Source organism: Leisingera sp. G5_S3_59_S7 (assembly GCF_054968485.1).
Window position 1 is genome coordinate 24,818 of sequence record NZ_JBQKUH010000008.1, and the last position, 15,255, is coordinate 40,072.

At 64.8% G+C, this 15,255-nt stretch carries 17 protein-coding genes; 10 read left to right on the forward strand and 7 right to left on the reverse strand.

What is annotated here, in order from left to right:
* Positions 1-48: 48 nt before the first annotated feature.
* The 5 genes from ACTRWG_RS06195 to ACTRWG_RS06215 form a co-directional block, all read right to left on the reverse strand.
* Complete coding sequence (locus ACTRWG_RS06195) at positions 49-1,089, reverse strand: endonuclease/exonuclease/phosphatase family protein (protein WP_027235478.1); 1,041 nt, start codon at positions 1,087-1,089, stop codon at positions 49-51.
* Positions 1,086-1,922 carry a hypothetical protein gene (locus ACTRWG_RS06200; protein ID WP_027235477.1) on the reverse strand — a complete coding sequence of 279 codons (837 nt, stop codon included), beginning with the start codon at positions 1,920-1,922 and terminating at the stop codon, positions 1,086-1,088. Before ACTRWG_RS06200 ends, ACTRWG_RS06195 begins: the two co-directional genes overlap by 4 nt.
* 364 nt (positions 1,923-2,286) lie before the next feature.
* Positions 2,287-2,892 (reverse strand): 3-isopropylmalate dehydratase small subunit, encoded by a 606-nt coding sequence (leuD, locus tag ACTRWG_RS06205; protein ID WP_027235476.1) that lies wholly within the window; start codon positions 2,890-2,892, stop codon positions 2,287-2,289.
* Between the two features lie 12 nt (positions 2,893-2,904).
* A complete protein-coding gene (gene leuC / locus ACTRWG_RS06210) occupies positions 2,905-4,308 on the reverse strand; it encodes a 3-isopropylmalate dehydratase large subunit (protein WP_027235475.1) in 1,404 nt (467 codons plus the stop codon).
* Between the two features lie 53 nt (positions 4,309-4,361).
* Positions 4,362-4,460: an isopropylmalate isomerase gene (locus ACTRWG_RS06215; protein ID WP_226429013.1), complete on the reverse strand. Its 99-nt coding sequence runs from the start codon at positions 4,458-4,460 to the stop codon at positions 4,362-4,364.
* Between the two features lie 164 nt (positions 4,461-4,624).
* Between ACTRWG_RS06215 and ACTRWG_RS06220 the strand changes: the two genes are divergently transcribed.
* The 3 genes from ACTRWG_RS06220 to rlmH all read left to right on the forward strand — a co-directional run bounded on the left by ACTRWG_RS06220 (position 4,625) and on the right by rlmH (position 7,082).
* The gene (locus ACTRWG_RS06220) at positions 4,625-6,001 is read left to right on the forward strand and encodes a mechanosensitive ion channel family protein (protein ID WP_027235474.1); all 1,377 of its coding nucleotides are present in this window, start codon (positions 4,625-4,627) and stop codon (positions 5,999-6,001) included.
* A gap of 167 nt (positions 6,002-6,168) precedes the next feature.
* Complete coding sequence (rsfS, locus tag ACTRWG_RS06225; RefSeq protein ID WP_462829113.1) at positions 6,169-6,549, forward strand: ribosome silencing factor; 381 nt, start codon at positions 6,169-6,171, stop codon at positions 6,547-6,549.
* Positions 6,550-6,611: 62 nt separating this feature from the next.
* Positions 6,612-7,082, forward strand: a complete 471-nt coding sequence (gene rlmH, locus ACTRWG_RS06230) for a 23S rRNA (pseudouridine(1915)-N(3))-methyltransferase RlmH (RefSeq protein ID WP_027235472.1) — start codon at positions 6,612-6,614, stop codon at positions 7,080-7,082.
* Positions 7,083-7,153: 71 nt separating this feature from the next.
* On the opposite strand, the gene ACTRWG_RS06235 is transcribed toward rlmH, so the two are convergent.
* Together ACTRWG_RS06235 and ACTRWG_RS06240 are read right to left on the reverse strand one after the other, a co-directional pair.
* Positions 7,154-7,510 (reverse strand): hypothetical protein, encoded by a 357-nt coding sequence (locus tag ACTRWG_RS06235; RefSeq protein ID WP_027235471.1) that lies wholly within the window; start codon positions 7,508-7,510, stop codon positions 7,154-7,156.
* Positions 7,511-7,545: 35 nt separating this feature from the next.
* The gene (locus ACTRWG_RS06240) at positions 7,546-8,268 is read right to left on the reverse strand and encodes a DUF599 domain-containing protein (RefSeq protein ID WP_027235470.1); all 723 of its coding nucleotides are present in this window, start codon (positions 8,266-8,268) and stop codon (positions 7,546-7,548) included.
* 80 nt (positions 8,269-8,348) lie between these two features.
* Here ACTRWG_RS06240 and ACTRWG_RS06245 point away from each other — a divergent pair, with 80 nt between their 5' ends.
* The 7 genes from ACTRWG_RS06245 (at position 8,349) to ACTRWG_RS06275 (ending at position 15,233) form a co-directional block, all read left to right on the forward strand.
* Positions 8,349-9,794, forward strand: a complete 1,446-nt coding sequence (locus ACTRWG_RS06245) for an FAD-linked oxidase C-terminal domain-containing protein (RefSeq protein WP_027235469.1) — start codon at positions 8,349-8,351, stop codon at positions 9,792-9,794.
* A 53-nt stretch (positions 9,795-9,847) separates the two neighbouring features.
* Complete coding sequence (locus ACTRWG_RS06250; RefSeq protein ID WP_462829121.1) at positions 9,848-10,945, forward strand: FAD-binding protein; 1,098 nt, start codon at positions 9,848-9,850, stop codon at positions 10,943-10,945.
* Positions 10,946-10,948: 3 nt separating this feature from the next.
* Positions 10,949-12,271, forward strand: coding sequence for a glycolate oxidase subunit GlcF (gene glcF, locus ACTRWG_RS06255; protein WP_027235467.1), 1,323 nt, complete (start codon positions 10,949-10,951; stop codon positions 12,269-12,271).
* 102 nt (positions 12,272-12,373) lie between these two features.
* Positions 12,374-13,183, forward strand: a complete 810-nt coding sequence (locus tag ACTRWG_RS06260; protein WP_027235466.1) for a trypsin-like serine peptidase — start codon at positions 12,374-12,376, stop codon at positions 13,181-13,183.
* Positions 13,180-13,995, forward strand: a complete 816-nt coding sequence (locus ACTRWG_RS06265; RefSeq protein WP_027235465.1) for a trypsin-like serine peptidase — start codon at positions 13,180-13,182, stop codon at positions 13,993-13,995. The genes ACTRWG_RS06260 and ACTRWG_RS06265 overlap by 4 nt, the downstream gene beginning before the upstream one ends.
* A 132-nt stretch (positions 13,996-14,127) precedes the next feature.
* Positions 14,128-14,592, forward strand: coding sequence for an Hsp20 family protein (locus tag ACTRWG_RS06270; RefSeq protein ID WP_027235464.1), 465 nt, complete (start codon positions 14,128-14,130; stop codon positions 14,590-14,592).
* Between the two features lie 242 nt (positions 14,593-14,834).
* Complete coding sequence (locus tag ACTRWG_RS06275; protein WP_027235463.1) at positions 14,835-15,233, forward strand: globin domain-containing protein; 399 nt, start codon at positions 14,835-14,837, stop codon at positions 15,231-15,233.
* Positions 15,234-15,255: the final 22 nt, after the last annotated feature.

Below are 15,255 nucleotides of genomic sequence, written 5' to 3' on the forward strand. Positions count from 1 at the left end.
GGGGATTGAGGGGGATTTGCCTGCGCGATGAAGCTGTGGTGCGGCGGGTCAGTCGAGCAACAAATCCACCCAGACCAGCCGGTGGCGGCTGGCGGCGGTTGCGGCCGCATCCGGGGCATCGGGCCAGGCAATGCCGCTGCCGGCTACCGTCAGCCCGGCGGAGGGCAGCACATAGTCCACCCGCATCTGTCCAATGCCCTGCCAGTCAACCGTCGCGGTGCCTTGCGGGCTTTGCGGCTGCGGGTCCTGCAAGCGCGGGTCTGCCAGCAGGCTGCGGATCGCCTGTTTGCGGCCTTCGCCCTTTGCGGGGTCAAGATTGGCGTCGCCGGCAATGACAAAGGGCGCTTCTGGCACCGGCCCCAGCCGGCCGTCCAGCAGCAGCTGCCACAGTCGGATTTCGTCCTGGTTGCGCCTCCCGTTGCGGTCTTCCGGCCCGTCAAACACAGGCGGAGCAGCATGGAAGGTCATTACATTCAGCCGCCGCCCATCCGGAAGATCCACCGGCACCAGCCAATGCCCGGTGGAGGACAGCCGCTGCACGGCCTGCGCTTCTGGCGAGGGGAAGGGCCGGCCGTCCGGGTGCTGCGGCAGCAGCGCGTCCGGCAGGTCGCGCCACAGAAAGGCAGAAAAGTCCCGGATCCCCTCGTGGCTGACGGGCAGGCGCGACAGCAGCGCAATGCCGCCCTGGCCGCGGAACCGGCCATAGCCCTGGTTGTCGCGCGGCCCGCCGGCGCGGCCGTCGCCGTCCAGATCCAGCGGGGCGGGGGGCGGCAGCCCTGCATTGGGCTGCAAAGACACGCGGTACGGAAAGCTCAGGCCCTTGTCCGCCAGCCGACCAGCCAGCGCGGCGAGCGCCCGGCCTTCATAATCCCAGTCGATTCCTTGCAGCGCCAGCACGTCCGGCTGCACGGCGGCAATAACATCCGCAACGGCGGCTGCCTGCGGGTCTGTGCCGCGTTCGATGTCGCGCAGCAGCAGCCCTGGCCCGTCGCGTGACAGCTCTGTGTTGAAGGTCGCGATGCGCAGGGTTTCGGCCCGGCCTGTTGCAGCGGCGAGGGTCAGAAGGAGGCCGGCCGCCAGCTGCCTCATGCAGTCTGCAATGCCTTATCCGCATCGCTGCAGGCGGCGCGGCGCTTTTGCGCGATCAGACCGGCAATGCGCAGCATCGCCAGGCCGCGCATGATCATTGAGGCCGGCATCAGCGCCCAGGCGCTGATCGCCCAGATCAGCATGTGCGGTGCGGCCAGTATTCCAGGATCCACCAGGCCGGATGTGAGCTTGACCGCGGCGGGCAGGGCGAAAGGCAGCAGCACGCCGCCGACGATATTGATCCGCCCGTCCCGCTGCAGCCGCTGCACCACATCGCCACCGGCGGTAGGATCGAACAGCGGCAGGTTGACCCATACATTGAAGGCGCCATTGCCCACCGGCCAGTTCCCGATCCGGATCACCAGCGCAAAGACGGCGATCGCGATGCCGGCAATCGAACAGGCCAGCCCGGCGGCGTCGCGCACCATCAGCACCGTGGCCTCGGAAATCTGCGGCGGCATCATCAGCACCGCCAGTTGCACCGGCGAGTAGGCAAAGTCGAGCTGGCCGCCCAGCCAGCCGCCCAGCCGCTGCACCAGGGCCGTCAGCCCGGTCGGGGCCAGCGGATGCGCTGCCAGCAGGCTCAGCGCGCCGACGGTGACGGCAACAGCGGCAAAGCGCATGCGGTTGATCGGCGGAGCATTGCGGAATTCCACGAAGCTGGGGAAGTGCGAGGCGTATTCGCTGAAGGCCAGGGCCGAGCCCAGCAGAGCGATAAACAGGATGATCTCGGGCGACTCGGTGGCGGATGCCGGCAGAATCAGCGTCGGCATCGCAAACAGCATGGCCACCAGTATGCCGCGGAACGCCGCGCCTGTGATGCGTGCAAACACGTCTTTGTTTCCCTTCGACCGGCGCGGGCGTTTTCGCCTCTGTGTCCGGCTTTTAAGCCCCCCCGGTAGGGTTCGGGGTGCTCTGCCTCATTTTTGCCCTGATGGTGCCGGTTGGCGGTATTCCGCTCAAGGCCCGGCAGTGCGGCAGGGGGTACTTTGACCGCGGGACTGGTGCGGGATTGCATCAGCGCTTTGGGGGTGTAAGCGGAGGTTCGCGGGCGCGCTACCATATGCTGTAGTTTGGAAAATTGGCGGCACAAGGCTGGCGCGCCTGCTGACGTGCGGTGCGAATCTAGCGGGGCCGAAAAATGAAAGAGCCGCCCGGGCGGGCGGCTCCAATGAGTCTCAGTTTCAGGGCAAAGGGTCAGACCCAAGGACGCTCCTGCGCAGCCCTTGACTCGAAGGTTTTGATCGAATCGGCCTTTTCCAGGGTCAGGCCGATATCGTCAAGACCATTCAGAAGGCAATGCTTCTTAAAGGGGTCCACGTCGAACTTGATCACTTCGCCGTCCGAGGTGGTGATCTCCTGCGCTTCCAGGTCCACGGTCATGCGGGCGTTCTCGCCCTTCTCCGCGTCGGCCATCAGGACGTCGACCTGCTCCTGCGGCAGCACGATCGGCAGGATGCCGTTCTTGAAGCTGTTGTTAAAGAAGATGTCCGCAAACGAGGTCGAGATGATGCACTTGATGCCGAAATCGGCAATCGCCCAGGGCGCGTGCTCACGGCTGGAGCCGCAGCCGAAGTTGTCGCCCGCCACCAGAATCTCGGCGTTGCGGTACTGCGGCTTGTTCAGCACGAAATCCTCGATCTCGGTGCCGTCGCGGTTATAGCGCATCTCGTCGAACAGGTTCTTGCCGAAACCGGTGCGCTGAATGGATTTCAGGAACACCTTCGGGATGATCATGTCGGTGTCGATGTTGACCAGCGGCATCGGTGCAGCAACGCCTTGGATCTTTGTGAACTTTTCCATGCTTCTGGCTCCTTACATCAGCTCGCGCACGTCGGTCAGCTTGCCGGTCAGGGCAGCGGCGGCAGCCATGGCAGGGGACACCAGGTGGGTGCGGCCCTTATAGCCCTGGCGGCCTTCGAAGTTCCGGTTCGAGGTTGCAGCGCAACGCTCGCCCGGGGCCAGCTGGTCGGGATTCATCGCCAGGCACATGGAGCAGCCCGCAAGGCGCCACTCGAAACCGGCATCCTGAAAGATCTCGGCCAGGCCTTCTTCCTCGGCCTGCGCCCGCACCAGGCCGGAGCCCGGAACGATCATGGCGCGCATGCCGTCCTTGATCTTCTTGCCTTTCACAACCTCAGCCACGGCGCGCAGGTCCTCAATGCGGCCGTTGGTGCAGGAGCCGATGAACACGGTGTCGATTTCGATGTCGGTGAGCTTCTGGCCGGGGGTCAGCCCCATGTACTCGATCGAGCGGCGCGCCGCCTCGACCTTGCCGCCGCTGAAATCCTCGGGGTTCGGCACGACACCGGTGATCGGCAGCACGTCTTCGGGCGAAGTGCCCCAGGTCACGACTGGCTGGATGTCCTCACCCTTCAGAGTGATCACCTTGTCGAAATGCGCGCCTTCGTCGGTGTACAGCGTCTTCCACCAGTTCAGCGCCGCTTCCCACTGGGCGCCCTTCGGGGCGTGCGGGCGGCCTTTGACATATTCAAAGGTGGTCTCGTCCGGCGCGATCAGGCCTGCGCGGGCGCCGCCTTCGATCGCCATGTTGCAGACGGTCATGCGGCCTTCCATCGACAGATCGCGGATCGCTTCGCCGCAGTATTCGATGACATAGCCGGTGCCGCCGGCAGTACCGGTTTCGCCGATCACGGCCAGGGTGATGTCCTTGGCGGTGACGCCCGGCTTCAGCTTGCCGGTGATCTCCACCTTCATGTTCTTGGACTTCTTCTGGATCAGCGTCTGAGTGGCCAGCACGTGCTCCACCTCAGAAGTGCCGATGCCATGTGCCAGCGCGCCGAAGGCGCCATGGGTGGCGGTGTGGCTGTCGCCGCAGACCACGGTCATGCCGGGCAGAGTCCAGCCCTGTTCCGGGCCGACGATGTGCACGATGCCCTGGCGGACGTCATCCACCGGGTAGTAATGCACGCCGAATTCCTTGGCGTTCTTGTCAAGCGCCTCCACCTGGATGCGGCTTTCCTCGTTTTCGATGCCTTTGGCACGGTCCAGCGTGGTCGGCACGTTGTGGTCCGGCACCGCGATGGTCTTTTCGGGCGCGTGCACCTTGCGGCCGGCCATGCGCAGGCCTTCGAACGCCTGCGGGCTGGTCACTTCGTGGACCAGGTGGCGGTCGATATAGAGCAGGCAGGTGCCGTCCTCTGCTTCATGCGCAACATGCGCATCCCAGATCTTGTCATAGAGTGTCTTGGGGGACATGGGTCCTCTCCCGTGATGTATTGGGTATGCTGGCTTAGGGCTGGGCAGGCACCTTATAGGCGCGCCAGGACCGTGCGGGCGGCGCCAAAGAACCGCTCGCGCAGGCGGGCGCGGTCTTGCAGTTCGATCTTTTGGGCCAATACGAGGGTCATGGCTGTCAGATACATCCGCTGGGGCCGGCAATCAAGATTCGTTCTCCGTTGCACGGCCGGCAGGCCTGGAACCGGACGTGTGCCGCCGCGCCGCTCTTTGCTTTCAGGGTGTGTTCTTGATCAAAACCTGCGGGGACGGCAGACTGCAGGAAAAAGGGGGCGTGATGGAGCCGGAAGAGCAGACCCAACCCAAGGACGCGCTGGCGGAAAGCGCCGCTGAAGCGATCGAGCTTGGACAGCAGCTTTGGGAATTCGCCGCCGGCGGCATCGAACTGCTGCTAAGACCCTGGAACGCCTATCAGGTGGGGATCGGGGTGGCCCTCTTTGTGCTGGCGACCCTGATCGCGCGGCCGATCAGCCAGGCGTTTCACAACTGGTTGCGCGCACGTGAAGGCTGGCCGCGCTGGCGGATGCGTTTGGGGCTGGTGGTGCACAAGCGGATCCGCGGGGTCTTGTTCGTGGTGCTGATCTGGACAGTTGTCCTGATCATGCAGGAGGCCACCTGGCCCAGCCGTTCCCGCTTGCTGGCGGTGGCCGCCAACCTGTCGCTGGCCTGGCTGATCGTCTCCTTTGCCACCCGGCTGGTCGGCAACCCGCTTTTGCGCAACATTGTGAAATACGGCGCATGGGTTTGGATCACCCTGCGCATCCTGGGGATCACACAGGAGGCCACCGCGCTGCTGGACAGCATCGCCATTGACTTCGGCGACCTGAGAATCTCGCTGTTTCTGGTGGTTCAGGCGGTTGTCATCCTCGGGGTGATGCTGACGCTGGCACGGGTGATTTCCCAGATGGCGGCAAACCGGATCCGCTCCAACTCTGAGATTTCCCCTTCAATGCAGGTGCTGGGGGCCAAGCTGGCCCAGATCCTGCTGTTCGGCGGCGCGTTCTTCATCGGTCTGAAGGCCATCGGCATCGACCTGACCGGGCTGGCGGTGCTGTCCGGCGCCATCGGCGTGGGCCTTGGCTTCGGCCTGCAGAAGGTGGTGTCGAACCTGGTGTCCGGCCTGATCATTCTGCTGGATAAGTCGATCAAGCCGGGAGACGTGATTTCGCTGGGCGAAACCTTCGGCTGGATCAACTCGCTGGGCGCCCGGTATGTTTCCGTCGTAACCCGCGACGGGCGGGAGTATCTGATCCCGAATGAGGATCTGATCACCACTCAGGTGGTGAACTGGTCGCATTCGGACAGATTTGTCCGCCTGGACCTGACCTTTGGCACCGCCTACGGCGATGATCCCCACAAGGTCCGTAAAATCGCGATTGAAGCGGCTTCCAGCGTCAACCGGGTGCTGCAGTACGGCAGCAAGAAGCCGGTTTGCCACATCACCGGGTTTGGCGACAGCAGCGTCGATTATGTGCTGCGGTTCTGGATCGACGATCCCACCGGCGGGCTGACCAATATCCGCGGCAACGTCTTTCTGGCGCTGTGGGATTCGTTCCAGGCGCAGGGCATCTCAATCCCGTTCCCGCAGCGCGAGGTGCGGATGCTGAACGACCCGCTGCCGGTCAGGGTTGCACCTGAGGGAAATGAGGAGTAAAGCCCATGGCTTGCATCGCCAGAGCGGGGTTTCATTGAAAATTCACCAACTGGTTGCTACATTATTAACAGGCCCGGCGCCGGGGCTTGGCGGCGCGTTGCAAGGAGGACTATGTCCTGTCACCCGTACCTCAAGCGGCAGGTGCCGCTGTTAATGGGGCAGCCGTGATGGCCGCCCAGTCCCAGCCCACCAGCGAACAGCTGCTGGAGCGGATTCTCTCCTCACTCAGCGATGACAAAGCCGAAGATGTTGTGCAGATCGACCTGCGCGGCAAGACCTCGATCGGCGACTATATGGTGCTGGCGTCCGGCCGCTCCACCCGCCAGGTTGCGGCAATGTCGGCAAAACTGATGGACCGGCTCAAGCAGGAGTTCCGGATCAGCTGCAAGGTCGAAGGCAAGGATGCAGGCGACTGGGTGCTGATCGACACCGGCGATGTGATCGTCCATCTCTTCCGCCCGGAAGTGCGCGAGTTCTACCAGCTTGAGAAGATGTGGATGCCCGCAGGTGCCGAGTCTGCTCCGGCAACTCCGGCAGCCGAGGATTGATCCCAGGCTGAATAGATGCAGGCCCGCGCGCAGGGTGCGGGCCGGATTGCTTCAGGAATTTCATGCGCCTGCATATCTGTGCGGCCGGCCGCTTGCGCTCTGGCCCGGAAAAATCCCTCATCGACGACTACCTGACCCGGTTCGACCGGACCGGCCGTGCGCTGGGCCTGGGGCCTGCGCGGGTGGTGGAGATCGAGGACAAGAAAAACGCAGGCATGGCCGCCGAGGCGGCGCTATTGCGCAAAGCGCTGCCCAAGGGCGCGGTGATCTGCACCCTGGATGAGCGCGGTAAGCTGCTGTCCTCGCCGGATTTCGCGGACAAGCTGGCCGGCTGGCGCGACAGCGGCCGCCAGGACCTGGCGCTGATCATCGGCGGCGCGGACGGGATCGACCCTTCGTTGCGGGCTGAGGCGGATTTTTCGATCTCCTTTGGCAAGATGGTGTGGCCGCACATGCTGGTGCGGGTGATGCTGGCGGAGCAGATCTACCGCGCTGCAACCATTCTGGCCGGCAGCCCCTATCACCGGGTGTGAGCCGTCTCACAGGGTGTGAATGCGCCTGGCAGGCGCATGCCTGCGGCGCGAGTTTTCTCAGAAAGGTGAAGTCACGGCAGGGTGAGGACGTACGTATCCCGGCCCCATCCGTCGACCAGGCAGCGGGCCTGGATCTGCACCTGAGTTGTGCCCTCCGGGATTTGCACACCGCTCAATGACCGGGTGAAGGGCTGCTCGTGCTCATGCGGATGCGCCAGCACCCGCATGCCCAGCTCTTTCCCGTCCATGTCCAGCACCCGCCAGCCGTCGGCATAATGCTCCCATCCGGTATCCGGGTGGGACAGGGTGGTATTGAAGGTCCAGCCGCCGCCGGATTGGCGGGCCGTGGTGTTTTCGATCACCGGCTCATCCGCAAGGGCGGGCAGGGCGGCGGTTGTCAGCAGGAGCGGCAGAAGCAGTTGTTTCATGCCCGCACCATATCTTTGCAGGCGGAGCGGCGCAGTCACGAAACCGTGTCCCCGTCGCTTTCCGGCGGGATGCGCATCAGGACCGCGCGCGAGTGCGAGGCAAATTCACGCCGGTAGAGGACGGCAAAGGTGATCACCGCTGCACCGGCCAGGGCCAACGCTCCCGCCAGCCAGGCCACCGCGGCCAAGGCGAAATAGGTTGCCCGCATGCCGCGGTTGAAGCTGCGCGCGGCACTGATGCTGATCTCAGCTGCCTGCGCGGCGCGCGGATAGGCCAGAGCATCCCCGCTGTCGTTCGGCACTGCCGCCATCACCACAGCGCAATAACCGAACAGCCGGTGGGACCAGACGAATTTCAGAAAGGCATTCGACAGGAACAGCAGCACCACCAGGATCTTCACCTCCCAGACAAAGGCCGGGGCGCTGTCCTGGATCAGGTCCTCAGCAACGCCCGCCAGCTGTTCTGTATTGCCGATCAGCGCCAGCCCGCCGCCAATGGCGATCATCGCCGCTGAGGCGAAAAAGGCGGTGGCCTGGCGCAGGTTGCCTGCCAGCTGGGCGTCAAAGATCCGCGGGTCGCGCTCTACCATCCGCTTCATCCAGTCGCGCCGGAAGTCCGCCATCAGCCAGGACACCGACGGCCGCCCCTTTGGCGGGTTCTCGATCCGCCAGCCGATCCACAGCCAGCTGGCGAGCAGCAGGGTCAGGGCGGCAAGGTCAAACAGGGAAAACTGTGCAAGGCGGGTGGTCCAGATCATGGCCAGACCCTAGCGCGGCAATCCGCCCCTTGCCAGATGCGATAAATTGGTAATATTATTTTACCAAAGAGGAGAGCCCCATGGAGATGCCATCCCCGAACCCCGCCATTCTGGCCCGCAAAGCGCGGATTGCTGAGCGGCTGCTGGCTGTGCTGCCCGCCGATGCGGTCATCCAGGATGAGATGGAGACCCGCGCCTATGAATGTGATGCGCTGACCGCTTATAAATGCCCGCCGCTGCTGGCGGTGCTGCCGCGCACCACGCAGGAGGTCTCAGACATTCTGCGCATCTGCCACGAGGAAGGCGTCCCGGTGGTGCCGCGCGGGGCGGGCACCTCGCTGGCGGGCGGGGCGCTGCCCACCGCGGATTGCGTGATCCTGGGCGTGGCGCGGATGAATGAGGTGCTGGAGACCGACTACGAGAACCGCATCATCCGGGTGCAGACCGGCCGCACCAATCTGAGCGTCTCCGGTGCAGTGGAGGAGGAAGAGTTCTTCTACGCGCCCGATCCCTCCTCGCAGCTGGCCTGTGCCATTGCCGGCAATATCGCGATGAACTCCGGCGGCGCGCATTGCCTGAAATACGGGGTGACGACCAACAACCTGCTTGGCGTGACCATGGTGATGATGGATGGCACCGTGGTGGAGATCGGCGGCGCCCATCTGGATTCGGGCGGGCTGGACCTGCTGGGTGTGATCTGCGGCAGCGAGGGGCAATTGGGCGTGGTGACGGAGGCCACCCTGCGCATCCTGCGCAAGCCGGAGGGAGCCCGCCCCGTTCTGATCGCCTTTGACAGCAATGAGGTGGCCGGCGCCTGTGTCAGCGACATCATCAAGGCAGGCGTGCTGCCGGTTGCCATCGAATTCATGGACCGTCCCTGCATTGAGGCCTGCGAGGCCTTTGCCAAGGCAGGTTACCCGATGTGCGAGGCGCTCCTCATTATCGAGGTGGAGGGCAGCCCGGCGGAGATTGATCACCAGCTTGGACTGATCATGGAGATTGCCCGGTCGCACAACCCGGTGGAGCTGCGCGAGGCCGGAGATGCGGATGAGGCCGCCCGCATATGGCTGGGCCGCAAATCCGCCTTTGGCGCCATGGGGCAGATCAACGATTACATGTGCCTGGACGGCACCATCCCGGTGTCCTCGCTGCCCTTTGTGCTGCGCCGGATCGGCGAGATGAGCCAGGAATTCGGTCTGGACGTGGCCAATGTCTTTCACGCGGGCGACGGCAACATGCACCCGCTGATCCTGTTCGATGCCAACAAGCCGGGCGACCTGGAGACCTGCGAGGCCTTTGGCGCCGAAATCCTGAAGCTGTGCGTCGAGGCGGGCGGCTGCCTGACCGGCGAGCATGGGGTGGGGATCGAGAAACGGGATCTGATGCTGCACCAGTACGATGAAACGGATCTGGAGGCGCAGCTGAAGGTCAAGGATGTGTTTGACCCCAAGTGGCTGCTCAATCCGGCCAAGGTGTTTCCGCTGTCGGTGACAGAAGGCCGGCGGGCGCCATTGGCAGCTGAATAACTGGGGGCTGGCCCCCAAACCCCCCCCAGAGTATTTCCGGAAAGATGAGAATGATGACACCAGGGAGCGAGGCAGAACTGGCCGAAGCCATCGCAGGCGCAAGCGGGCCGCTGTGCATTCAGGGCGGCGGCAGCCGCGGGCTGGCTGTGGACGGGGATGTGCTGAGCACACGTGCCCTGTCCGGTATCGAGCTTTATGAGCCCGGCGCGCTGACGCTGGTGGTGAAGGCGGGCACGCCGGTTGCGGAGGTGGAGGCGCTGCTGGCCGCCCAGAACCAGCGGCTGGCATTTGAGCCGATGGACCACCGCGGGCTGCTGGGCACCGAAGAGGAGCCGACCATTGGCGGTGTGATTTCCGCGGGCATTTCCGGCCCCCGGCGCATCCAGGCGGGCGCGGCGCGCGATCACTTGCTGGGCGTTCGGTTCGTGGACGGGTCCGGCCAGGTGGTGAAGAACGGCGGCCGGGTGATGAAAAACGTGACCGGCTATGACCTTGTCAAACTTCTCTGCGGGGCACACGGCACGCTGGGAGTGCTGACGGAGGTATCGCTCAAGGTGCTGCCGCGGGCCGAGGCGGAGGCGACGGTGACGGTGGCCGGGCTCGACTTGCCGCAGGCAGTGCGGGCGATGTCAGCGGCGTTGGGTTCACCATATGACGTCACCGGCGCGGCCTATGACGCAGAGGCCGGTCAGGTGTGCATCCGGGTGGAAGGGTTTGCCGGTTCCACCGCCTACCGCAGCGGCAGGCTGGCGGAGATGTTGTCGCCCTTTGGCAAGGCCGAGGTGCAGGAGCAGGCCCAAGACCTGTGGCAGAGCCTGCGCGATGTCTCGGCCTTTCACGGGCGCGCGGGGGATGTCTGGCGGATTTCGGTGAAGCCCTCGGACGCGGCGGAACTGGCGCCGCAGCTTCAGGCGGAGGCGCTGCAATTCGATTGGGGCGGCGGGCTGATCTGGGCGCTGGTGCCGGAGGGCGCGGATCTGCGCGCAAGGATCAATGTGCCGGGTCACGCCACTCTGGTGCGGGCTTCGCAGGACACCCGCGCGCGGCTGGGCGTGTTCCAGCCGCAGCCAGCGCCTCTGGCAGCGATTTCCGAAGGGCTGCGGCGGCAGTTCGACCCGCGCGGCATCCTCAATCCGGGCTTAATGGGGTAAGACATGCAAACCACTTTCACCGAGCAGCAACTCCAGGACCCCGGCACCAAACGCGCCAATGAGATCCTGCGCACTTGCGTCCATTGCGGTTTTTGCACCGCGACCTGCCCGACTTATCAGGTGCTGGGCGACGAACTCGACAGCCCGCGCGGCCGGATCTATCTGATCAAGGACATGCTGGAGAATGAGCGGGTGCCGGACGCCAAGACCGTCAAGCATATCGACCGCTGCCTGTCCTGCCTTGCGTGCATGACCACCTGCCCCTCGGGCGTGCATTACATGCACCTGGTTGATCATGCCCGCGCTTACATTGAAAAACACTACGACAGGCCCTGGAGCGATAAGGCCCTGCGCTGGCTCTTGGCCCGCATCCTGCCCTATCCGACCCGGTTCCGGCTAGCGCTGATGGGCGCCAAGCTGGCCAGGCCTTTCAAGGGGCTGCTGCCCGATCCGCGGCTGCGGGCGATGCTGGACATGGCGCCGAAACACATCCCGCCGGTGAGCCGCAACGACGATCCGCAAAGCTTTGCCCCCGCAGTGCCGCGCAAAAAGCGCGTGGCGCTGATGACCGGCTGTGCGCAGAAGGCGCTGAACACCGATATCAACGACGCCACCATCCGCCTTCTGACCCGGCTGGGGTGTGAGGTGGTGGTGGCCAAGGGCGCGGGCTGCTGCGGTGCGCTGACCCACCATATGGGGCGCGAGGACGAAAGCCACGCCACCGCTGCCAAGAACATCCGCGCCTGGACGGCAGAGATGGACGGGCAGGGGCTGGACGCCATTGTCATCAACACCTCCGGCTGCGGCACCACGGTCAAGGAATATGGCCACATGTTCCGCAATGAGCCGCTGGCGGCGGATGCGGCGCGCGTCTCGGCCATTGCGATGGATGTCTCCGAACTGCTGATGCAACTGGAGCTGCCCGAGGGCGCGGACAAGGGGCTGACCGTGGCCTATCACGCTGCCTGCTCGCTGCAGCACGGGCAGCAGATCAAGACCCATCCGAAGACACTGCTGAAACGCGCAGGCTTCACCGTGGTGGAGCCCGCCGACAGCCATCTCTGCTGCGGGTCGGCTGGCACTTATAACCTGATGCAGCCGGACATTTCCGCCGAGCTGAAGGCGCGCAAGGTGAAGACGCTGGAGGCAAAGAGCCCCGACCTGATCGCGGCAGGCAACGTCGGCTGCATGATGCAGATCGGCTCCGGCACTGCGTTGCCCATCGTGCATACGGTGGAGCTTCTGGATTGGGCCACCGGCGGCCCGCAGCCGCCTGCGCTGACGGCGCCGGGCAAACGCGCGCCGGAGGTTCCAATACTGCGCTAAGTCTGCCTGCCGAAAGAATCGGGCTGCATTATCCGCAGGCTTGCCGTAATTTTGCCTGAACAGACCGATAATCTCCCAGCCGGTGGATAAGAGGAGACGCATGTGAGGCAGTGGATACTGGCCGCTCTGGCAGCGTTGCTGCCGGCTGCGGCGACGGCGCAGGACAGCCGTTTGCAGCGGATGGATACCCTGGATGCGGGCCGCAAATGGGAGGCTGTCGGGCGGCTCGACGTGAATGGCGAGGGTTTCTGCACCGGCGCGCTGATTGCCCCTGATCTGGTGCTGACCGCCGCGCATTGCCTCTATGACAGCCGCACCAAGGCGCCGATCGACCCTGCCACCATCGAATTCCGGGCCGGCTGGCGCAACGGGCGCGCCTCGGCCTACCGCAGCGTGCGCCGGGCGGTGCAGCATCCATCCTATATCTACGACGGGGAGCTTTCTACCAGCCGGGTGCGCAACGACATTGCCCTCCTGCAATTGCAGCGCCCGATCCGCAATACCACCGTGACACCGTTCGAAACCGATGAGCGCCCGCGCAAGGGGGCCAAGATCGGCGTCGTCTCTTATGCCCACGACCGGTCCGAGGCGCCGTCCCTGCAGGAAGTCTGCGCAGTGATGGCGCGGCAGGAGGGGGTGCTGGTGATGTCCTGCGATGTGGATTTCGGCTCTTCCGGCGCGCCGGTGTTTTCCTTTGAAGGCGGCTCTCCGCGGATTGTGTCGGTGATCTCCGCCAAGGCGGAGGTCAGCGGCGAGCGGGTCTCGCTCGGCTCCGCCTTGGCGGAAGAGCTGACGCTGTTGCAGGCGCAGCTGACCGGGGTCGCTACTGGCGGCCGCCTGCCGCCCGGAGTGGGGCGCGTGCGCGTGGGCGAGGGGCGCAGCTCCTCAGGCGCCAAGTTCATCAGGCAATGATCCGGCGGGCGCTGATAGCGGGTGTCGCCATGCTGGCCTGCGCTGGCAGCGCAATGGCGCAGGGCACTGGCCTCAGGCGCCTGACCGACCGCGATGACCTGCTGGGCTGGGAGGCCGTGGGGCGCCTGGAGCTGAACGGCCAGGGGTTCTGCACCGGCACATTGATCGCGCCGGATCTGGTGCTGACCGCTGCGCATTGTGTCTATGACCGGAACAGAACTCTGCGCCCGGCAGAGCAGATCGCTTTCCGCGCCGGGTTGCGCGACGGGGTGGCGATTGCCGAACGACGGGCGCTTCAGATCGCCGCGCATCCGGGCTTCAATCCGCAAACACGCCTTAATATGGAAAACATTCGCCATGATGTGGCGCTGGTCCGGCTGGCGGAACCCATCCTCAGCGGCGAGGCCGACGCCTTTGCCCTGCACACGGGCCGGGAGTACGGCAGCGGCATTTCGGTGACCTCCTATGGCCAGGGCCGCGCCGAGGCGCTGTCGCGGCAGCGCGCGTGCAACCTGATGGGCGAGCATCAGGACGTGCTGATGATCGACTGCAACGTCACTTTCGGCTCCTCCGGTGCGCCGGTGTTTTCCCAGGTGGGCGGGCGCGGGCGCATCCTGGCTCTAGTGTCCGGCGGCGGCACTTACCGCGGCAAGCAGGTGGCGTTCGGTATGAAACTGCCGCAGCGGGTGGCCGAGCTGAAGGCCCAGCTGCGGCGCAATCCGGTGGCCGCGCCGGGCCGCCGGATCAAGCGTATCCGGGTCGGCGGCGGCAGCTCTGCCGGCGGCGCGAAATTTGTGCGCCCGGGCGGCTGACAGCCCCCTTGAAGCCGTAATTTCGCTTCCTATCTCAGGACTATCCGGGCAGCCGCTGAATGGGGCCCGGGTTATTCCAGCCTGTCCCCGCGGGGAAGGCGTCCTGAAATCGCTCATGAATGAGGATGGAAAATGCGTACCTTTGATTTTACACCGCTGCACCGTGCAACCATCGGCTTTGACCAGATCGCCAACCTGATGGACCGCGCCCTGAGCGCCGATGCCGCCCAGTCCAGCTACCCGCCCTACAACATCGAAAAGACCGACGCCGACAGCTATCGCATTTCGATTGCCGTCGCCGGTTTTGCCGAGGAAGACCTGAGCGTCGAAGTCAAGGAAAACGCCTTGGTTGTCGCGGCCAAAAAGGCCGAAGACGGCGAAGAGCGCACCTTCCTGCACCGCGGCATCGCAACCCGCGCCTTTGAACGCCGGTTTACCCTGGCCGACCATGTGCGCGTGACCGGCGCCAGCCTGGAAAACGGCATGCTGCATATCGATCTGCACCGCGAGGTGCCGGAGGCGCTGAAACCGCGCCGGATCGAAATCTCCTCCTCCCGCCCGGCCCGTCCCGAGATCGAGGCCAAAACGGTCAACTGATCCCGCGGACTCCGGTCCGAGCGCATACGCCCCCCGGTTCTGCCGGGGGGCATTTTTTGTGCCAGGTGGCCTGCCGCGGGCGCTGGACGCGCCTGCGTGTCTGGGGCTCAAGCAATTCTTAGCCTTTTGGGCGCACTGTTGAGGGGAAGAAAAAATTTGCACCGGCGCTGTTTCCGCCTGCAGCAGGCACCGCGGCGGGCACGCCTGGTGCCTTGGTTTGGTCTCGGTGAATTGGCGGTTTGATGACCCCTCAGGAAATTCAGAATGTTCAGCAGAGCTTTGCCGGGGTTTTTGCCCGCAAGGCGGATCTGGCGGAACGGTTTTACGTGCATCTGTTCACCCGCATACCGCAGGCGCGCGGCATGTTCCGGGGCAATTTTGTGAAGCAGAAGGCGATGCTGACGGCGATGATTGCCGCCTGTGTGCGCAATCTGGACGATCCAGCGGCGCTGGCAGAACTTAGCGCGCGCCTGGTTCAGGACCACGCGCATCTGGATCTGGGCGCGCGGGAGAGCGAAGTGGCAAAGCGGGCGCTGATTGCCGCTTTGCGCGATGTTCTGGGACCGGCACTGGACCCGGAGACGGAAACCGCCTGGGCCAGCGCCATCAGCAGGGTGGCCGGGACGATGGACCGGCATTGATCTGCTTCTGCTGCCGGCGTTA